Below are 20,293 nucleotides of genomic sequence, written 5' to 3'. Positions count from 1 at the left end.
TCCGCAGCCCGATCGGGCATTGGGGGCCCATGCGGCTCGCACTTCTTCTTTCGTCCGTCGTCGTCCTGAGTCTCACCGCCTGCCATCGCCAAGAGAAGAAGGGGTCGAGCTTCGCCGACACCTTCGCGGATCCCGCTCCGCCCGGGCAGGAAGAGAAGTGGGAAGCGCCGGAACCGGAAGAGGCAGCGCCGGCTCCCGAGCCGCCACCGCCGCCCACTCCCACGTCGCCGCCGCCCACGACGGCCCTCGGCTTCACCTTCGGCGCGACCAAGGCCGACACCATGCGAGCCTGCACCAAGAAGGGCACCTGGAGTCGCTCCGGAGAGAGCTACTCCTGCAGTCGCGCTCCGGACGGCAGCTTGTCGGGCAAGCCGTTGCTCGCCTTCTGCGGCGACGCACTTTGCGCCATCGGCATCGCCGTGACTCCGAAGGAGAACGACTGGAACACCTGGAACACCCAGTACACGGCGCTGAAGCAATCGCTCGTCGAAAAGCACGGGGCACCGACCACGGCGACGGATGACGTCGCTGCCGAGTGCCAGAACGAAGAGTTCGTCACCTGCTTGAAGGACGGCAAGGCCAATGCCGAGGCCATCTGGCTCTGGAAGGAAGGCCACCGCGTGTCCATCCGGATGAGCCAGAAACAGAGCAGCGACGGACCGCCGGCGATCCGTTTCGTCTCCATGGTGGAAGCCTCGGAGTAGTCAGGTCCGAAACGGCGGATCGGCAACGGTGACGGTGCCCTCCACCTCGCTGTCGGTGAGAGTCGAGCTCTCGCTCGCGGTGGACACCGGCGGTGGGCGCAAGCTGGGCAGCTCTCGCAGACCGCTGCGCTCGGCCTCCACCAGCGCGACGCGATCCGCGAGCAGCGCGGGTCCGGGCAGCGGTTCCCCGAGGGCCTCCTTCAGCGCATCGCCGAAGGCCTGCGCGTCGGGCCAACGCGCGGCGGGATCCGGATGCATGGCGCGCTCGATGACCTCGGCCAGGGCGGCGGCTTCCGGCCGCACCTCGGCGAGCTTCTTGTGCTTGCCCACGACGATGGCGTTCACCAGTGCCGACTCGTCTTCCGCTTGGAACGGCCGCGCCAGCGCCGTCGCCTCGTACAGCAAGATGCCGAGGGAGAAGATGTCGGTGCGAGCGTCCACGGGGCGCGCGGAGATCTGCTCGGGCGCGGAGTACGCTAGCTTGCCCCGCATGCGCCCGGCCTTGGTGTGCGCTTCGCGAGTCCGAGCCCGGGCGATGCCGAAGTCGATGAGCTTGACCTGACCGCCCTTCGACACCAGCACGTTGTGCGGGGAAACGTCGCGATGCACGATGCCCAGAAGCTCTCCGTCGGGGCCCGTCAGGGTGTGGGCGTAGTGGAGCGCGGAGCACAACGCCACGCCGATTTCCGTGATGGCTCCGAGGGACAGTGGCCGGTTCAAGACGGCGGAGCTCCGGAGCACGATGCTCAAAGGCAGGCCGTCCACCAGCTCCATGGCGATGTACGGCCGCACCGCGGAGCCCTGGCTCCCGGTACCAAAGGAGTACACTTTCACGATGTTCGGGTGGTGGAGCTCGGCCGCCAAGCGCGCTTCGTCCAAGAACATGGCGCACAGCTCGACGTCGTCGACCAGATCCCGCCGCACGCGCTTGACCGCAGCCACGCGCTTTTCACCGAGCAGGCCCACGGCTTCCGCCATGAACACCTCCGCCATGCCGCCAGCGCCCAAGAAGCGCTGCAGCGCGAAGCCGGGCACACGCCCCTCCGCGCCTTCGAGCGCCACGCGGAACTGCGCCAACATGCGGGATGCCACGTAGGAGCTCGCAATGGCAGCCGCCGTCACGGCTCCGATGAGGGGCACCGCAAAGCCGAGCAGCGCCGCCATGTCGATGAACCCGGCCACGAACACCAAGAGCCCAACGGTGAGGGACGAGCGCGCGTGGCTTCGGGGCCAGTAGCGCACCACCACCAGCATCTCGAGCAGCTGGAAGCCGCCACAGGCCACTGCGAACATCACCGCCGACGGAAAGCTCAGCACCCGCGAGGGCACGCCGCTCCGCGTCGACGTGGCCGGCGCGGTATCGAGCAACAGCAATACCGACGCCGTCACCACCAGCCCCACCAACGCCAAGATCGTGCGCTTCTTCTCGGCATTGGGCGCATCTGGTGGCAGCACGGCGCCCGTGCCCGCCACGAAGCTCAGTATCGCCAGCGCCGAAAACGCCCGCACGGAGATGTCCGGCGCAATGCCACCCATGAGCATCGCGGCAAAGATCGTCGTGAGGGCCGCCGTCGCCATGGCGGCTCCCGCAAAGCGCGTCTCCACCGGCCACAGCTCCCCCTTGGGCCACCCCCAACACAGCGCCGCCACCGCGAGGTCCACCCCCGCAACGACGAGCGCGTAAGTGGTCGGAAGAATGCCCACGGCGCGGCGGATGCTAGCACGCCGCGCGTTGCGTCGTTGCGTCCACGCCCGTCCGCCTCCCGGACATCGCGCTGGAGCCGAGGTCGCTCACGCCGAGTTGGGCCTGCGCGTCTCCAGTTCGGCAAATGCCGCCTGCGCGATGTCTTCCACCCCGCGCCAGGGCCGACCCGGTCGAGGCCAAGCGGTCGCAAGCGTCGCGCGCGCTTCGCGAACCCACCTCTCTGCCTCGTGCGGGTCAGCTTCAGTGCCTCGACCATCCAAGAGAGCGAACGCCACGTCGACCATCGAGCCGGGATACCCGTCGACGGCTGCCCGCATCACGAGGGTAAAGCCAAGCTCGACTGCATCGGTGATGGATCCACGCTCGTACAAGGGCAACGTGTCGCCGGGGGCGAGAAGCAGCCGGCCCATCCGCGCGCACGCGGCAGCTCCACCGAACGTCTCATCGCCTGGGTCAGACTGGCGAATCGCTTCCCGATACAGCTGCGCGCATTCCGTCAAATCTCCGGCAACGCCAAGCCCCGTTTCATAGGCGAAGCCGAGGTAGAACAACGCTTCGTCGAAATCACCCTCTTCGACGGCAGCCACTAGCCGGCGAACCGCTGAGGCCGGGTCGACTTGCCCGGCTATCCCGAAGATCTCGTACTCGGCGATCTTCCACGAGCACATCCAAGACCGTGCTGCGGCGCGCTCGAACCACGCTCGCGCTTGGACCGCGTCGGCTTCGACGCCGGTGCCCTCCTCGTAGCTCAATGCCAGATTCCACGCGCCCGTCGACTCCCCCTCGTCCGCAGCCAAGGCGTACCAACGGCACGCCTCCGCTGCATCGCGACGGACGCCCCGTCCCTTGTCCAAAGCATGACCGAGCGAAACCATCGCAACCGCGTGCCCCGACTCCGCGGCCGCCCGAAACCACTCGACAGCGTCTGACGCCCTGCCCTGGGAGTCCAGCCACTCCGCAAACAACCATTGCGCCTCGACCTCGCCGGGCTGCTCGGCGATTCGGCGCAGCTTTTCATAGGCCTCGCGCGACCGCTCGACGTCGTGAAGGTCTCGCCAGATCCCGTCCAAGTGGTCGTGCGTCAACTTGCAGCCTTCGCGGGTCGCCGCGTCCCCGATTTCGCGCTCCCGCCCGCTTTGCAGTCCGTCTGCAGAGAGTAGCACGCGCGGCCGCAGCCGCGTGGTTCCGCGGCGGGCCAACAGGAAACGTGGACAGCCGTGGAAGGTGTTCCGCAGAGGCGAGGACGTGTTTGCACATCCCGTTCCCGCGCGATCGACACCCCCTCGGACGCGTTCGGGGTCACGCTCGACGCCAATCGTTCGGCTCCGAACGATTCTCCGCGCGCTCGACACCCCGCATAGCAATTCGTTCGGTTCCGAACGGTTTTCCGGGCGCTCGACACCCCCCTCGGACGCGTTTGGGGTCACGCTCGACGCCAATCGTTCGGTTCCGAACGGTTCTCCGCGCGCTCGATCCCCCCGCATAGCAATTCGTTCGGAACCGAACGGTTTTCCGCGCGCTCGATCCCCCTGCTAGCTCGGGTTTGCGCTCGGTGCCTTGGGGACGGTGTTCACGAAGCAGCCGAAGTTCGTCAGCTCCTCGAGGCGGCAGGACCAGGCGAGGCGCCCTTCGTGGAGCGTCATATCGGGGCAGCCATCGCACATGTTCTGGCGCCCGTCTTCGAGCAGGTCGATGGGCTGGATCACCATCACCGCTTGGACGCGCTGCGGGCGGACGAGCTCCAGCGGATCGCCGACCACGTTCTTCGCGAAGCGCCCCGCCGCCGAGCGGAGACCGCGATCCCAGAAGCCGCTGGCGAGCAGGGTGCGCCCCATGCCGAGAGCACCGGGCGAGGAGTACGCGAGGTAGCGGCCGTTCACGAAGTGGTAGCCGCTCTGCATGGCTTCCAGGAACTTGGGGCCGGCGTAGCCGTGAATGTGCGACTTGGAACCGACGCGCAGGGCGAGCAGCCACTTGAAGGTGTCGGGCTTCTCGGTTCCATTCAGATACGCGGCGGGCATGAACTCGGGGTGCCGCCGCTGAATGACCTTCACCACCTCGCGGGAGCTGATGTCCGTGCGCCGCTGCTGGGTGGAGGAGTACACGATCTCCTCCATGTCGATCTTCTTGCCGTGGGCGAAGTAGTCGTACTTCTCCGGCGCCGCCGCGCGATACGTGATGAACACTACGGTGTGCACGATGTCGATGTTCTTGCCGGCCCAATCCAAAATGTCCGGCACCTGCTCCAGCGTGTCTTCGTACACCGTGGAGTTGAACGCCGTGGCGAGCCCGCCCACGCCAGCCACCAGCTCAGCCAGCTCTTGCCGCAGCTCGTTCATTTGCGTCTCGGTCTTGTTGCGCCACCCCGGGCGCCCCTGACGCGAGTCCACATGGAAGGTGAGGCCGACGAGCCCGGCCTTCTTCAGGTCCACCAACAGCTCCCGGCTGAGGGCGAGGCCGTTGGTGTTCAAGATCGCCTTGCGCCCCATCCAGGTCACGCGGCGCACGATCTCCACCACGTCCGGATGACACAGCGGATCCCCACCCGCGATGGACACGCCATCGAAGTTCCTCAGGCGCGCGAAGGTTTCGAGCTCCGCTACGACCTCGTCCACCGGTTTGTGCGTCTTGACGTTCTTCCGGTAGCAGCCGTCACACGCGAGGTTGCACTGTTGCGTCGGTTCCAACCACACGATGGGGTTGTCGGAGAGGTTCCAGGGGAGGCGGTACAGCGAACGATGGTCGAGCTCGGTCATGCGGGACCGAGGCTCCCACGCCCGCATTTTCTCGAAATGACTCAGGTCAAAACCGTGTCACGCGCGCGGAAGCGTGCGATGTCCGAAAAGCGGACATTTGAGGGGGGGTCGCGAGTGAGCGGGGCAAAATGTCCGGAATTCGGACATGGGTGGCATCGCGCTCTGTCGTTGGTCCGGCGCGAATCCCGTCGCGCTCAGTTCCACACGCGAATGACGACCAGGCCCTGCGTCTCGTTGCGCCCTGCGACCAGCACGCGACCGCCGACGGTGTTGGACAGCGCCGTGAGGTACGTTTTCGGGGTTCCCGTCGCGGGGAACGTCAAGAGACCGTTGCTCGCGAACGTCGTGTCCACCTTGCCGGCGGCGTCCACGCGGAAGATGAAGCTCGACCAGCTCGTGCTCGCACCGCCGTTTCCCACCGCCACCACTTTGCCGTCGGGCGTGGCCGTGACCCCGAAGATGACCCAGAACGGCGCGCTCACCGATGGAAGAGCCACGTGGCCATTCGTGCCGTAGCTGCTCACCGCGTCCAGCGTGGAGCCGCTGAGTCTCGCCATGGTGGGTGCGCCCGCGCCCGAATAGCCACCGACCGTGACGAAGTCGTCGTTCGGGAGCATGGCAAGGCCGTTCGGCTCCTCCACGTTGAGGTTGTAGGATTTGGTGAGCTCGACCTGCCCGGTCAACGAAACACGCGCAAAGAAGAAGTCCGGATTGGTGTTCGTCTTCGGTGCCGTGGCGATGATCTTGCCGGTGGACTGCAAGCCCACGTCCCTGAACTTCACGCCGGCGACGGTGATGGCGCCGTAGAGGCCATCGAAGCCCGTGTCGGGTTGGCCGTTGGCCAGCATCCGCGCAACCACACCCTGGGTCTGGGCCCAGCCCACGATGACGACGTTGCCCGCGGAGTCCACGGCACACGCTGCCGCCGTCTGCGAGGCGCCGGCGAACGCAACGTTCGACACTTGCGCCTTGCCGTCGGAATCGAAGGACTGATCCGGTGAACCGTCGGCGTGGAACCGGAGCACCGTGATTTGCCCGCCCATGTCCCCGGCCACCACGATCTTGCCGTCCGCCGTGACGGCCACGTCCCGCAGCGTTCCGCTGGTGGGCAGCACCGGATTGAAGCTGGAATCCACGGTACCGTCGATCTTCAGCTTGATCAGATCCCAACCCGCGGTGTTGCTCGTGGCGCCCACGATCGCCTCGCCATTGTCGAACATGGCCACCGCCACGGCGCGACGACTCGTGTCGCCGGGCGTGGGCACCAGGATGCCGTCCTGGTCGAAGCTTTGGTCCAGTGTGCCGGGGGTGTTCTTCACGGCGAGCAGGACCGGCGTGGTCGCGCTGTCGGTTGCCGTCGTCGCCTTGACGGTGAGCGGGTACTGACCGGGCTGGACCGCGGCGCCCACGTTCACCGTGAGCTTGCCGGTCGTGAGCCCCGCCGCGATGCCGGCAGGGGACGCGCTCACGTTTCCGGGGGGTGACACCAGCGTGAGGGTGCTCGCGCCGCAGCTGCCGTTCCCGAGGGTGATGTCGAGATCGCCGCTCTTGCCCGGCTCCACGGCGAGCACTGCGGGCGCGGCCGCCACGGTGTAGCCGCTGCACGTGCCGCCGCCTCCGGCCGCGCCACCGCTGCCCGCCGCGCCGCCAGTGCCCGCCGCGCCGCCAGTGCCCGCCGCGCGCCAGTGCCGCCAGTGCCCGCCGTGCCGCCGCTGCCTGCGACGCCACCGCTGCCCGCAACGCCACCGCTGCCAGCGGCGCCACTGCCAGCGGTACCCGCGCTGCCCCCGGAGCCCGCCGCTCCCCCGCTGCTCGCGTCGGGACTCTCGAGCGTCGTGTCCTCGATGCCAACGAGGGATTGGCACGCGCCGAGCCCCATCGCCAGCAGCCCGATCAGCGCCCCGCGCACAAGCCAGGTCATCGCTCATTTGTGCGCCCCAAGGCGAGGGGGCCGCAAGTTCGAACGACGTGTAGGGCGTCGGGACGTGACGGGGATCGCGACGGACCAGCAATCCCCTTGAACGGCAGCCTTGGGCCTGGTACAGTGGCTCATCCACTGAGTCACTGGGTGCCCATGTCAGCTGAAGATCCCTTGGAACGCCGCAGTTTGGTCGATTTGGTCACCGCCAAGCTGCGAGACGAGATCCTTTCCGGCCGCTACGACAAGGGGGCCACCCTGCCAGCGGAGCGAGCGCTGGCGGAAAAGCTGCGGGTCAATCGCACCTCGTTGAAGCACGCGCTCATGCGGCTGGAGCAGTTGGGTTTCATCTCCACACGCCACGGCATCGGCTCGGTGGTGTTGGATCCGCTCGAGTCCGCCGGGGCGCAGCTGCTCAGCCACTGGGTGTTCCGCTCGGCGGGGATCGACCGCGCGGCGCTGTCGGACGTGATCGAAGCGCGCACGCTGATGGGCGGATTCCTGGCGCGGCTCGCGGCTGAGCGGCGCACGAAGGACGACCTGAAGCGGATGCGGCATGCGCTCGCGAAGCTCGAGAGCGCCGAGGCGGATCCGGAACGCATCCAAGAGCTGGAGCTCGGGTTCTTCCGCTCCATGCTGCAGGCGACCAACAATCGCATCTTCGTGCTGGTGGCGAACTCCATGTTCGCCATCTACGGCTCGCGCGCGCACGTGTTCCGTGAGGCGTTCGCCGACGGCGAGCACACGCGCACGCGGCTCGAGAAGATCGCGCAAGCAATCGAGGAAAAGAACGGGGAGACGGCGGAGAAGGTCGCCGTGGAGTACTTGCGCGCGAACGGACGCGCGTTGGTGGACGCCGCCGTCCGGGCGGAGAGCTTGGAGTGAGCATGGCCCTGGCGCTGTACGGTTTTTCGGAAGCGATGCGCGGAACCTGGACGCCGGACGACGGCAGCGGGCGGCGCGTGTTCTGGTTCGAGCTGGAGGCGGACGCCACGGACGCAGTGGCGTACCTCCGGCGCGGCAGCATGCGGCTCGTGGGTACGGTGTTCGCGGAAGGCCTGGCGGAGCACGCGCCGGGAACGGGTACGTTGGAGGTACGCCCGCTCGGCGGCCGCATCGGTTACGACATCGAGTTTCGCGGCCCGGAGGGCGAGCGCTACCGGTTCTCCGGGCACAAATCGCCGACCTGGCGCCACCCGCTGAAGTCCATGACCACGCTGCCCGGGGTCATCACGGACGGCGACGGCAATCGCCTCGGGTCGGCCCTGGTCCGCTTCAATCTGGTGCGGGATCTGGTCCCGTTCCTGCGCACGTTCCGCGCGGCTCGTCCCGCTCTGCTGGAGGCGACATGACGCAGGCCGCAGTGGTCGACGTGCCCGTCGCGCGCGTCCAGAAGAAGCCGGAGCCCGGAGCCTTCGGTCGGCAGGTGTTCGGCGACCGCGGCGCGCACGTCGCGCGGGCGCTGGCGGAAGCGGTGATCCCCGGCGGTCGCATGCTGGCGCCGGCAGGCGACGCGGCGGTGGATCGCTTGGCGCGGCTGCTCGGCTCGTTCGGCGAAGGAACGCCGGCGCGTTACGCGAAGTTGCTCGCGAGCTTGGAGCAGCTGGCGCGGCTGCGCACGGGTCGGCGCTTCACCGCGCTGTCGCCCGAGCGGCGCGCAGAGCTCGTGTGGAGCCTGCACGAGGGCGATCTGCTGCGCCGCGCGGCGTTCATGGCGCTGACGTACCCGCTCAAGAATGCGTACTTCGACGACTTGGACGTGTACCACTCCTTCGGTTGCGTGTGGCAGAGCCCGCAGGCTCAGCCGGAGAAGCAGCGCTGGATGCAGCAGGTCACCAGTGCCGCGGAGCTGGACGAGACGCTGGAATGCGACGTGGTGGTGGTGGGCACCGGCGCCGGCGGCGCCGTGGTGGCCAAGGAGCTCGCGGAGCGCGGCGTCGCCGTTCTGCTCCTGGAGGAGGGCGAGTACAACCAACGTCAGGACTTCGATCGGCGCACCATTCCCGCCACGCGCAAGCTGTATCGCGACGGCGGGCTCACCGGCGTCGTGGGCAACTGTGTGATCCCGATCCCACAAGGCCGCACCGTGGGCGGGTCGACCACCATCAACGCGGGCACCTGCTTGCGCACGCCGCCGTGGATCCTCGAGCGCTGGCAGAGCGACCTCGGTCTCGAGGCGCTGTCGCCGGACGGCATGAAGCCGTACTACGACAAGGTCGAGCGCACGCTGGAGATCGGCGCCAACGGTGCCAAGGAACGCGGTAAGCCGGCGGAGGTGCTCGGTCGCGGCTGTGACACCCTGGGTTGGAGCCACTTTCCCGTGCCGCGCAACGCTCCCGAGTGCGACGGTCAGGGCGTGTGCCAGTGGGGCTGCCCCACGGACGCCAAACGCAGCACCAACGTGTCCTACGTGCCCATGGCTCTGTCTCGCGGCGCGCAGCTGGTCACGGGCTTCAAGGTGGACGAGGTCATCGTGGAGAACGGCCGCGCCGTTGGCGTGCGCGGTCGCTGCGTGAGCGGCGGCCGGCGTCTCGAGGTGCGCGCTCGCGGTGTAATCTTGGCGTGTGGCGCGCTGCAAACTCCGGTGCTCCTCATGCGCCAGGGTCTCGCCACCGCGAACGGACAGGTCGGCAAGAACCTCACCATTCATCCGGCCACCAGCGTCAGCGCCATCTTCGACGAGGAGATCCGCGGCTTCGAGCACGTGCCTCAAGGCCACGGCATCGACCAGTTCCATCGCGACGGCATCCTGATCTTGGGCGCCAGCGCGCCGCTGGACATGGGCGCCACGATGTTCCCCTTCGTCGGCCAACGCTACGTGGACGTGATGGAGAACTACGATCGCATCGCGTCCTTCGGTGTGATGGTGGAAGACGAGCCCAGCGGCCGCATCGTGCTCGGTCCCAAGGGTCGCCCCCTCGCCCTCTACAAGCTCGGCCGCCGCGAGCGGAAGCTCCTCGCCCGCGGCAGCGCCGCCATCGCCCGCGTGTTCTTCGCGGCCGGCGCCAAGGCCGCGTACACCGAGATCCACGGCTTCGACGAGCTGACCACCACCGCAGATGTCGATCGCCTGGAAAACGCCTGCCCCGGCGGCCTCGACGTCACCATGGTCGCGTTCCACCCCCTCGGCACCTGCCGCATGGGTACGGATCCGGAAACCAGCGTCGTGGACCCCTCCTTCGAGAGCCACGAAGTACCAGGGCTCTACATCGTGGACGGCAGCGTCGTGCCCACCAGCATCGCGGTGAACCCACAGCTCACGATCATGGCGCTCGCAACCCGCGCCGGCGAGGTGCTCGCGCAGCGGTTCACATAGTCATGGCGCTCGCAACGCCCACCGAAGAGGTGCTCGCGCAGCGGTTCACATCGCCATGGCGCTCGCAACGCCCACCGAAGAGGTGCTCGCGCAGCGGTTCGCGTAATCTCGGAGATCCGCCTTCGGCCAATCGTTCCTTTTCCACTTCGCTCCGACCTGCAACGCCTCGCGACTCCTCCATCCGTCGTTCGCCGAAAATCGTTCGGGGCCGAACGGATGTCGTGGAACGAGAAGGGGTAGCGGCGCGCTGGCGCAGAGAACCGTTCGGGGCCGAACGGTTCTCGCGACGCGCGACGGCGCGAGCGCAACGCCGGGTACAACGCGCCGGAAATCGTTCGGGGCCGAACGGTTCTCGAGGCGCGCAAGGGCGCGAGGGAGCGAGCGCAACGCGGGGTTCGGCGCGTCGGAAATCGTTCGGGGCCGAACGGTTCTCGCGACGCGAGGGCCTCGCGACTCCTCCCAGGTTTCCGTGCGTCACCACCCCTGTGTTGCGGACGCACGGAGCAGGGAAGCGGGCGGGGTACCGTTCCTAGTCTTGTTGGTCCGCCGCGGTAACGGCGTGAAAGAGGCCGGCTTTGCCGGCAAGCCACACGTCCGCGGCGGACGGGCCCGTGGCCAGACGCAGGGCCCCCGACGGCTCCTTTACGCGGGACCACGTCGCGCCGTCGTAGTGCACGGCGCCGCCCTGGCCGACGACCCAGACGTCCTTTTCGGCGGCTGCCCACACGCCGGCGATCCCGTCGACCGGTGCGTCGAGCCGAGCCCAGCTCTTGCCGTCGAAGCGATAGAGCGCGTCAGGCTCCGCGACCCACACGTCGCGTTCGCTCGTCGCGCTGATGGCCGTCGCGTGGGAAAAGGGCAACGTCCCGCCGAACGCACGGAAGCCCTCGCTCTCGAGACGTAGAAGCGTCGCGGGGGCGAGCGCCCAGGTCGTCCCATGCTCGAGGGAGACGCTGGGGCGTCCCTCCGGCGGCGTGATCGTCTGCCACCCGCTGCGTCGCTTCACGATGCAGCCGTCGCCGACCTTGCACACCACCTCCGGGTCGTCGTTGCCCAGCACTCCAAACAGCGGTGCGGACTTGCCGCTGCCGAGCCGTCCGATCTCCGTCGCACCGCTCTGCCAACGTCCGCCGCGGAAACGTCGGTACACCGGCGCGCCGCCCTCGGCGCCCATCAGCCGGGGCTGGTCGTCGCGTCCGAAATACACGCGGACGTCCGCGAGCGCGGGTCCCGGCGCGGGCAGCTTCTTCAAGGACGCCCCATCCCCGACCCAGACGTCTTCCCCCACGGCTGCCACCTTTCCGGACGGCGCGAAGGCAACATAGTGGATCGGCACATCCAGCACTTGGCGGAAGCTCACGCCGTCGTAGACCGGCAGCGCGGCGGGTTTCGGCGCCGCCACCGGCGCGGGCGCGGGCTCCGGCGCGGCCGACGCGGGCGCGGTGCGCTCCGGCGGCGCCGGCGGCGCGGCACGGACCTGCCGCTGTGGAGCGGGCGCGCACGCGCCGAGCACGGCCGCGGCCAAGAGCGTTCGTCGCATTACTGGAAGTTGCCCTGCCCGGTCAGCATCTGTCCCGCGATACCGCCGCCGGGCCACGCGAAGTCGTCCATCACGGTCTGACCGTCCATGCCCGTGAGCTGCAGCGTGAAGCTGCCGTTGCCGAAGCCTCCGCCATCCGTGAGGGTGCCGTCCGAGCCCCGCGTGAGCTCGAAGAAGCTGCCGTGGTTCGGGCTCTTCACCTCCACCTTGGTCACCGGAACGCGCGGGTTGCGCACCCAGAAGCTGGTCCACCATTCGCTGGAGCCGGTCTGGAACTCGTACATCAGCTTGCCGGTGTCCGGGCACTTCGCGAACTTCCAGCTCATGGTGCGCGGGTACTCGCCGCTGTCCAAGATGGCGTACGCCTCGGGGCTCACGTCGATGCTGTTCGGCGTCGTGTCCCCGTAGGTCACGACGCGCAAGACGGCGGACTTGCCCTTGGCCGTCTCCACGTAAATGCACGCGTCGCAGTAGCTGGCCACGTCCGGGATGCCGTTCCAAAGCCCCGCGAGCAGGTTGCCTTCCACGGCTTGCACCGATGGCGCGTACTTGGTGCCAGGGGCGCAGGCATTGTGCCACTGGGTCTCCGCGTAGTCGACGGGACCGAGATGGAACTCGCCGCCATCGTGCGCCGGGCCGTAGGTCTCGACGCCTCCGGTGTTGCCGGTCCCGCCGGTGTTGCCCGTGCCCCCGGTGTTCCCGGTGTTGCCCGTGCCCCCGGTGTTGCCCGTGCCCCCGGTGTTCCCGGTGTTGCCTGTGCCTCCGGAGCTGGCTCCCGCCGCCCCGCCGGTGCTCCCGCTGGATTCATCGGACCCGCTGCACCCCACCATCAAGACCACGAGCCCCACGACCGCCGCCTTCATGATCTCAGGCTACGTCCAAATGGATCGCTGCGTCACGCGTGATCCCGTGTGCGACACCGTCCACCCGAGGTACTCTATGTATGGAACGGAGAGTCCCATGTCCCTTCGCGCTTCTGCAGTTGCGGTGTTCGGTCTCGCGGTCTTTGCGGTTTGGAGTGTCGCCTGCGGAAGCAGCAGCGACGAAAGCACGATCGCCGGAGGCACTACCGGCGGCGCGGTGGGCACCGGTGGCTCCGGCGGCGGCACGGGGGGCGGCATCAGCACCTGCACGACCAACGACGGCTGCACGTCCGGGACGTTCTGTTCCGCTTCCGGCACCTGCATCGTCGACGGCACCTGCACCACGAACGCGGATTGCACCGGAGGCGACGCCTGCGCCAAGAGCGGCAAGTGCTTGCCCCCCGGCACCTGCAGCGACGACCAGGACTGCGCCGACGGCGAGGTGTGCGACACGGCCACCGGCAGCTGTGCGCCCGGAGGCTCCTGCGGCGCGAACGTCTTCAAGATCGAAGCCGTGGCCCCGAACATGTTCATCTCGCTGGATCGCTCGTGCTCCATGACGGGCACCGGCGGCGGCGGCAAGACCAAGTGGCAGATCGCCGTGGAAGCCATCAACAAGATGCTCACCGACTTCAACGGCAAGGTCCGCTGGGGTCTCGGCCTGTTCCCGGATACCGTGGGCGCCAGCTGCACCCAGGGCGCCGCCCAGTTCCCGGTGGCGGACGCCAACGAAGCGAAGATCCAGTCGCTGCTCAACGCCTCGCTCAAGAAGGCCGACCCGTTCTACCCGGACGGCCCCTGCGTCACCAACATCGACACGGCCATGAAGCAGGCGAGCCAGGAACCGAGCTTCGCCGACACCACACGCAAGAGCTACGTGCTGCTCATCACCGACGGCGCCCAAGCGGTGTGTCCCAATAACCAGGGGGATCCGCTCACCATCCAGATCATCACGCAGCTGGCGGCCAACGGCATCAACACCTTCGTGATTGGCTTCGGTTCCGGCGTGAAAGCTGCGTCCTTGAACAAGTTCGCGGATGCCGGCGGCGTGCCGAACAACGATCCGAACAATCCCTCGCTCCACTATTACCAGGCGGACGACGCCGCGAGCCTACAGGCCGCCCTGGGCAAGATCGCCGGTAGCATCGTGGGCTGCACCTTCACTTTGAACGACGTGCCGCCGGATCCGAGCAAGCTGTACGTGTTCTTTGACAAGGTGAGCCTGCCGCGGGACCCGACCCACGCTTCCGGCTGGGACTACGACCCCGCCACCAACCAGATCAGCTTCTATGGCGCTGATTGCGACAAGCTGAAGAAGAACCAGGTCGGCAAGGTGGACGTGGTGTTCGGCTGCAATCAGCCGCCGCCACGCTAGCTTCCGCGGCGAACCAACCAAAGAAGACTCTGACAACAGCTGCCAGAGTTTGTTGGTGCGGCGCGAATCCCGTCGCGCCGCCTTCAACGGACTCGAAACACGGCAGCGCCGCCTTCAACGGACTCGAAACACGGCAGCGCCGCCTTCAACGGACTCGAAACACGGCAGCGCCCGCTTCCGGCAGCGTCACGTCGCCGCTTTTCGTCAGGGTGCCGTCGCCGAACAGGAGCTTGGGCGCGCGGTCGAGCTTCTTCTCGATGGTGGCGGAGAGCTCCGCGCTCTCGTCCATGCTGAGCACGACCCAGTAGCTCTCGTCCTTGCCGGCGCGTTCGTAAGCGAGGAGGGAGTCACTCCCGGACGAAAGGAACTCGAGGCTCCCGGTGCCGAAGGCTTCTCGGCCCCGGCGCATTTCGAGCAAGGTCTTGTAGTAGGCGTAGTTGCTGTTCGCGTCCGCCTGCTCCACGGCCAGGTTCGTGGCGTCGGCGTCTGCCCCGAAGGCGAGCCAGGGCGTACCCGTGGTGAAGCCGTAGCCAGCGCTGTCGTCCCACAGCATGGGCGTGCGCTGGCGATCACGTGAGTCCACGACGAAGTCCTTGCCTTGACGGAGGGCGAGCTCTTCTCCGTAGTAGACGAACGGCGTGCCGGGCATCGTCATCTGGATCAACGCGGCGCGCCGCCAGCGAGATTCGATGCCGTTGGCCATGTCGTAGGCCCTGAGCACGTCGTGGGAGCCGATAACCAGGGCGTCCTGGCCGCCCGCAGGATAGGTGTCCTGCACCTTCTGGAAGCGCTCTTGGATGGGCGCCGCGCTGGTGCCGCCGAACAGCACGCCCCAGAAGTAGCCATAGGCGAAATCGAAGGCCATGTGGAACATGTCCGACCCGTTGCCCAAGTAGGAAGCGGAGCTGTCGAAGTTGCTGCTCTCCGCGACCATCGCGCGATCGGGATACTCCTTCAGCACTTTGCGGAGCTTCTTGATGTAGTCCACCGTCTCGGGCTCCATGTCGCAGCCCGTCGCGGACTCCACGAGCAGCCCGATCACGTCGCAGCGGAAGCCGTCCACGCCGCGGTCCAACCAGAAGCGCGCCACGTTCAGGGTGGCGTCGACCACTTCCGGGTTTCGGTAGTTCAGATCCGGCTGCCCCGCGTAGAAGCGATGGTAGTAATACTGATTGCGCTCCGGAACGAAGGTCCACGGGTTGGTTCCGAAGATGGGATTCGCGGGACCACAGCTGATGTTCGGATCGCTGTCGGTGTCGCTCCACACGTACCAATCCGCCTTCGGGTTGGTCTTGTCCTTCTTGGACTCGACGAACCATGCGTGCTGATCCGACGTGTGGTTCAGCACCAGGTCGATGATCACGCGCATGCCGCGGTCGTGAGCCTCTTTCAGCAGCGTGTCGAAGTCGGACAGCGTCCCGTAGTCCGGGTTGATGTCCTGGTAGTCCGAAACGTCGTAGCCGGAATCCGCGAACGGCGTCGGCATGATGGGCATGAGCCAAATGGCGTTCACACCAAGTGCCTCGAGCTCGTCGAGCCTCGAGGTGAGCCCGGGGATGTCACCGATGCCGTCGCCGTCGCTGTCCTGAAACGAGCGCACGTACACTTCGTAGAACACCGCGTGGCGGTACCAGTCCGGCCCCTTCAAGAGGCGCGTGGCTTCGGCCGTGCGGTCCTTCTCGGCGAAACCCGCCGGCTTCTTCGCGTCGTCACCGGAGCTGCCGCAGCCCACGAGCGCGGCGGAGAGGGCCAAGGCATGGCGGAAGCGCATGCCGCGATCTTACCGCGTTCCGTTACTCGATCGGCAGCCAGCCGCGGACCCGAACGATTTCCGGCGCGCCGTCCCTTCTCTCCCTCCGAACGATTTCCCGCGCGCCGGCGCGCCGTACCCCCCCGCGCTGCGATCGCGCCCTCGCGCGTCACGAGAACCGTTCGGTTCCGAACGGTTCTCCGCGCTTGCGACCCCCGACAAGGTTGCCCCGCGATCAGCGCCCGTCGCGCGTCGCGCGAACCGTTCGGTTCCGAACGGTTCTCCGCGCTTGCGACCCCCGACAAGGTTGCCCCGCGATCAGCGCCCCTCGCGCGTCGCGCGAACCGTTCGGTTCCGAACGACTTTCGGCGCCCCAGATCCCTCGTCGCTCGTCGCTCGTCGCTCGCTGCTCGCGAACTCGCGAACTCGTGATCTCGTGATCTCGCGATCTCGTGATCTCGCGATCTCGTGATCTCGCGAACTCGTGAACATCCGCCCCCACAGACACGCCTCACTTCTTGGTCTCGGTGCGCTGCCACTGCTGGATCTCGTCGACGAGTAGGTGACCCCAGCTCCCGGTAGCGTCGTCGAGCACTTCCAGCGTGGCGCGCTGCCCTTTGTGGGCCGAGATGTCGAACACCCGACGGCCCAGTATCTCGCTGTTGGAGCCGGTGGCGCTGGCCACGATGCGATCGTCGATCTTCAGCGATACCCGAAGCTGGTCCGGATTGCGCCCGCCGGCGACGCGCAGCACCATCACATCTCCCACGAGCGGAAACTCCGGAGACTGCAGGATCCCCGTCGCGTCGTCTCCCGAGGTGGGCGAGTAGGTGGACAGGAACCACCCTTCCGCCCCCACCACCGGGAGCTGGTTCGCGCTCGCGCTGGACGTCGGCCAGCTGGCGAAGGCGGTGCCATTGGCCGCCCAGCCCGCGTAGCTCCCGGGATCGAAGCCGATGCGCGTGCCCGGCAAGTAGCGCCCCGTGTCCCGGAGCTCGTCGCGAACCCAGAGCCCGGGTTGGTTGAACGCGTCCGGCAGCTGGTTGTCGAGGTAGTAGCCGTGCTGCCAGAAAATCCCCGGCAAGTAGCCCCACTTGATGTACTTCGGCCGGGTCTCCATGCAGTGCGCGAAGGTCGCCTTCTTCTCGTGCCCCGGCTTGCCATGGCCCAGCGTCGTGGCGTCCTGATGCGCCACCACGGGATCTACCACGCCGAAGTAGTCGACCACGAGCAGGTTGCCGTACACGCCGGCGGAGCCAATGTCGCCGAGCACGATGCGATCGTCCGGAGAGCTCCGCTGGCGCAGCCACAGCGAGAAGGCGCGGTTGGCCGACAGGGTGTGCGCCCAGCGGCGGATTTCCCCGTTCAGCGGACCGTAGCGCAAGCCGAGCACGCGCCACTGATTGACCATCACCAGAAGCCCGGAGGCGAGCACGAGACCGCTCGCCACCGGGAGCCAACGCGGACCTCGTTTCCGTACCAGCTCACCGATGCCGTACACCACGTGCCCGAGCAGCAGGGCGAGCATGGGGATGAGCACGAGCAAGAAACGATGTCCCGGGTAGAAGTCGCCCCCCACGTACATCACGTAGGCCGCGTGCAGCAGCACCCACGAGAGCACCGTGCGCACCGTGGTGTTGCCGATCCAGAACACGGAGAGCAGCGGAACCAGCGGTAGATACCCGCGCTCCACCACGAAGCTCGTCACGTACTCGCGACCGCGGGCCACGGCGTCGAAATGAGAGCTCTTCACCTTCAGGTAGAAGGTGTTGGGCAGCAGGAACCCGTAATACGAGTAGCGCCACGCGAAGTAGGCCCCATAGAGCCCCGCCGCCACGCCCGCGGCCCACAGCCATTGTCGGAGCTCCGGTTTCTTCCGGCGCCACAAGATGCCGGGCAGCACGTTCGGGAAGAACACGATGGCGAACAGCGCGGCGTCCGGCCGCGCCATCACCGCCGCCGCCAGCAGCGCTCCCGTCCACGCCCCGCGATGCCGGAGCTCGGAGAGCCACGCAGCCAACGCGCCCAACATGCACGCGGTGACCAGATGGCTCTCCATCGCCATGGCCGCCCACACCACGAAGGAGTTGTCGACCACCAAGAGCGCCAGCGCTGCGAGCAAGGGCAACACACGGCCCTGCCACAAGCGCTGCGCGATCACGTACATCAAGATCGCGTTCAACCCCGCCACGACCAGGTTCAGCCGTACGCAACCCAGGACGAAGCTCCAGCCGAACGCGTGAGTGACCCAGTACACGGGCGCGCAGAGCACCGTCCACAAGAAGTTGGTGTAGCCCTCCACGCGCTCGCCGGGGTTGAACACCAGGCCGTGGCCCGTTGCTAGGTTCTGGGCGTAGCGCAACGAGATCAGCGCATCGTCCACCACGTTGCGCTGGTACTCACGAGACCAGAGGTCACCCAAGACCGCGATGGCGATGCCGGCCGCCACCGCGAGCAGCATCGCAAGCGGCTGACGGAGCGCTCGAGCGCGCTCCCAATGGACCTTCCAGCCGCCAGTCACCGCCCGAGTTTGCCGACCTCGGACAAGTGCGCAAGCGTCGCGTGATTTGCGCCTCCGGTGGACGCCGCGTCGAGGCGGCGTATGCTCCCCCGGGTGAAGCTGACGGAAATCGCGAGCTGCATGGATGTGACGGAGTCGCTGATCGCCGAGGCGATGGCCCCCGCCCGCAGCATGAACGACCAGAGCCCGCGGGAAAAATGCCTGGCCCTGGTGCGCCACATGGCCAGCGTCGCGTGTCCGAATCAGTCCGCGTGGCGGGTGCTGGAGCTACTCGCGCGAATGAGCAAGCGTAGCTGGCTCGAGGGCCGGTTGGTGGTGCGCTTGATCGGCGACAGCGAGCTGACGGTGCTGGAGCTATTGGTCGACGACGGCGTCGCCGCCGAGCGCATGCTCCCGCCAGTGCGGATGGACGTCCCCCTCGCCGAGCTGGCGAAATACATCGACGGCCATCGCCGCGAGCTCGCACCCCTCACCTACAAGGAGCAGCCGTCGGATCGGCGCTTGGTGCTGTGGGGCATGCCGGAGCATCAACGGCAGCATCGCAAGCCGTCCTTCTCGGCCCTCGACACGTCCCTCATCGCCCAGGCCGCAGGCCGTCGTGTGGAGATCGAGGGCGGCACGCCGGCCGTTGCCACCGCGCCCGCGCCGGAGCGTTCCAGTCCCTCGTCGGATCCGCCCATCGCCGCGTACGATCGACCCAGCGCCACCCTCGAGATCCCCGATCATCTGAGAGACCCCGCCGCGCCCGCGCAAGCTCCGGCCAAAGCGAAGGCCAAGCCGCCGCGCCCGCCGCCGCCGCGCCGCAAGCCGCGCTGACGCGAGGTTCCGCGCTGCAGCGACAAGAATGATCAGTGGCTGGCCAGGAGCTCCAGCCACTCGGCGGCGCTGCGGGAGCTTCCGGGCGCGCGGCCGTCCCACTGGGTGGCGCGGGCGGCGGCTTCGGAATAGCGGTCGAGGAGCGCGGCGTCTTTGAGCGGGAGCTCTTTGCACAGCCACAAGTTCAAGAGCAAGAGCTCCATGGGCGTGTTGCCGGTGCGCTCGCCCACTCCGCGCGCGGTGCCGTGGATGCGATCCACGCCGTACTCGAGGGCCCATAGCGCGTTGTCGAGTGCGAGGCCGCGATCGTTGTGGCCGTGCCAATCGAGGCCGATGTGAGCGCCGCCCGCTTCGTCGGCGACGGTGCGCGCGAACAATACGAGATTGCGCACACCGGTACGCGTGACGTACCCCACGGTATCCGCCAAGCACAGGCGCGACGCGCCTTCGTCCAGCGCAGCGCTCCACAGCGCGCGTAGAGTCTTGGGGCGCGCTCGCGTGGTGTCCTCCGTGACGTGGCACACGGTGAGACCGTGCCGCGTGGCGAAGCTCACCGCCTGGCGCGTCTTGTCCATGAGCATCTCGAGGCTCCAGCTCTCCACCAGCTTGCGGATCTCCGAGCTGCCCACGAATGCGTACACCGTGACGGGCACGCCGGTGCGCTGCACGATGTCCGCGATGGGCTCGAGGTCCTTGACCACCGTACGCCCGGCTGCGATGGGCTGAATCCGAAGCCGACTTTGGGAGATCTCGCGACACAGCGCCTCGCTGTCGGCACAGTTGCGCGCGCTGGACGCCGGCAAGCCCACGTTCACGTAGTCGATACCGAGCTCGTCCATCAGGTGCACCAGCTCGATCTTGTCCTCGATGCTGGGGTCCACCACGCTCGGGTTCTGGATGCCGTCGCGCAGCGTTTCGTCCAGAAACGTAACCCCTTCGTGCATCAGCGTGCGGCGGGGTCCGAGCTCGTTCCAGTCGTAGGGGGCGTTCGACACCAGAGTCCGAGAATAGCGCCGCCCTCGGCCCGCC

General features: G+C 67.6%; 15 protein-coding genes. 6 read left to right on the top strand and 9 right to left on the bottom strand.

What is annotated here, in order from left to right; genetic code table 11:
* Positions 1 to 29 precede the first annotated feature (29 nt).
* Entirely contained in the window at positions 30 to 704 is a 675-nt protein-coding gene (locus tag H6717_24155) for a hypothetical protein (protein MCB9580143.1), read from the top strand.
* Here H6717_24155 and H6717_24150 read toward each other — a convergent pair whose 3' ends face one another.
* From H6717_24150 to H6717_24135, 4 genes are all read right to left on the bottom strand, one after another.
* On the bottom strand, positions 705 to 2,408 hold the full coding sequence (locus H6717_24150) for a serine/threonine protein kinase (GenBank protein MCB9580142.1): 1,704 nt from the start codon (positions 2,406 to 2,408) through the stop codon (positions 705 to 707).
* A gap of 87 nt (positions 2,409 to 2,495) precedes the next feature.
* The gene (locus H6717_24145; protein ID MCB9580141.1) at positions 2,496 to 3,479 is read right to left on the bottom strand and encodes a sel1 repeat family protein; all 984 of its coding nucleotides are present in this window, start codon (positions 3,477 to 3,479) and stop codon (positions 2,496 to 2,498) included.
* Positions 3,480 to 3,941: 462 nt separating this feature from the next.
* On the bottom strand, positions 3,942 to 5,165 hold the full coding sequence (locus H6717_24140) for a radical SAM protein (GenBank protein MCB9580140.1): 1,224 nt from the start codon (positions 5,163 to 5,165) through the stop codon (positions 3,942 to 3,944).
* A gap of 194 nt (positions 5,166 to 5,359) precedes the next feature.
* Positions 5,360 to 7,030 carry a hypothetical protein gene (locus H6717_24135; GenBank protein ID MCB9580139.1) on the bottom strand — a complete coding sequence of 557 codons (1,671 nt, stop codon included), beginning with the start codon at positions 7,028 to 7,030 and terminating at the stop codon, positions 5,360 to 5,362.
* Positions 7,031 to 7,239: 209 nt separating this feature from the next.
* On the opposite strand from H6717_24135, the gene H6717_24130 reads away from it, so the two are divergent.
* Genes H6717_24130 through H6717_24120 form a run of 3 tightly spaced genes read left to right on the top strand, consistent with a single transcriptional unit; the run spans position 7,240 to position 10,399 of the window.
* Positions 7,240 to 7,968, top strand: coding sequence for a FadR family transcriptional regulator (locus H6717_24130; GenBank protein ID MCB9580138.1), 729 nt, complete (start codon positions 7,240 to 7,242; stop codon positions 7,966 to 7,968).
* A gap of 2 nt (positions 7,969 to 7,970) precedes the next feature.
* Positions 7,971 to 8,435: a hypothetical protein gene (locus H6717_24125; GenBank protein MCB9580137.1), complete on the top strand. Its 465-nt coding sequence runs from the start codon at positions 7,971 to 7,973 to the stop codon at positions 8,433 to 8,435.
* Positions 8,432 to 10,399, top strand: coding sequence for a GMC family oxidoreductase (locus H6717_24120; protein ID MCB9580136.1), 1,968 nt, complete (start codon positions 8,432 to 8,434; stop codon positions 10,397 to 10,399). Before H6717_24125 ends, H6717_24120 begins: the two co-directional genes overlap by 4 nt.
* 529 nt (positions 10,400 to 10,928) lie before the next feature.
* Here the strand turns inward: H6717_24120 and H6717_24115 are convergent.
* Together H6717_24115 and H6717_24110 are read right to left on the bottom strand one after the other, a co-directional pair.
* Complete coding sequence (locus H6717_24115; protein ID MCB9580135.1) at positions 10,929 to 11,939, bottom strand: hypothetical protein; 1,011 nt, start codon at positions 11,937 to 11,939, stop codon at positions 10,929 to 10,931.
* Positions 11,939 to 12,802 carry a hypothetical protein gene (locus tag H6717_24110; GenBank protein ID MCB9580134.1) on the bottom strand — a complete coding sequence of 288 codons (864 nt, stop codon included), beginning with the start codon at positions 12,800 to 12,802 and terminating at the stop codon, positions 11,939 to 11,941. Before H6717_24110 ends, H6717_24115 begins: the two co-directional genes overlap by 1 nt.
* Positions 12,803 to 12,899: 97 nt before the next feature.
* On the opposite strand from H6717_24110, the gene H6717_24105 reads away from it, so the two are divergent.
* Positions 12,900 to 14,177 carry a VWA domain-containing protein gene (locus H6717_24105; GenBank protein MCB9580133.1) on the top strand — a complete coding sequence of 426 codons (1,278 nt, stop codon included), beginning with the start codon at positions 12,900 to 12,902 and terminating at the stop codon, positions 14,175 to 14,177.
* 145 nt (positions 14,178 to 14,322) lie between these two features.
* Here the strand turns inward: H6717_24105 and H6717_24100 are convergent, their stop codons facing one another.
* The gene (locus H6717_24100; protein MCB9580132.1) at positions 14,323 to 15,948 is read right to left on the bottom strand and encodes a hypothetical protein; all 1,626 of its coding nucleotides are present in this window, start codon (positions 15,946 to 15,948) and stop codon (positions 14,323 to 14,325) included.
* A 490-nt stretch (positions 15,949 to 16,438) separates the two neighbouring features.
* Positions 16,439 to 18,448, bottom strand: a complete 2,010-nt coding sequence (locus H6717_24095) for a hypothetical protein (GenBank protein MCB9580131.1) — start codon at positions 18,446 to 18,448, stop codon at positions 16,439 to 16,441.
* Between the two features lie 93 nt (positions 18,449 to 18,541).
* Here H6717_24095 and H6717_24090 point away from each other — a divergent pair, with 93 nt between their 5' ends.
* The gene (locus H6717_24090; GenBank protein MCB9580130.1) at positions 18,542 to 19,264 is read left to right on the top strand and encodes a hypothetical protein; all 723 of its coding nucleotides are present in this window, start codon (positions 18,542 to 18,544) and stop codon (positions 19,262 to 19,264) included.
* A 32-nt stretch (positions 19,265 to 19,296) separates the two neighbouring features.
* Here the strand turns inward: H6717_24090 and H6717_24085 are convergent, their stop codons facing one another.
* The gene (locus H6717_24085; protein ID MCB9580129.1) at positions 19,297 to 20,259 is read right to left on the bottom strand and encodes a 2-isopropylmalate synthase; all 963 of its coding nucleotides are present in this window, start codon (positions 20,257 to 20,259) and stop codon (positions 19,297 to 19,299) included.
* Positions 20,260 to 20,293 lie beyond the last annotated feature (34 nt).

This window comes from Polyangiaceae bacterium (assembly GCA_020633235.1).
Classification (GTDB): domain Bacteria; phylum Myxococcota_A; class Polyangia; order Polyangiales; family Polyangiaceae; genus JACKEA01.
The sequence above is the reverse complement of the archived record's forward strand: the minus strand, read 5'-3'. Positions and strand labels throughout refer to the sequence as shown.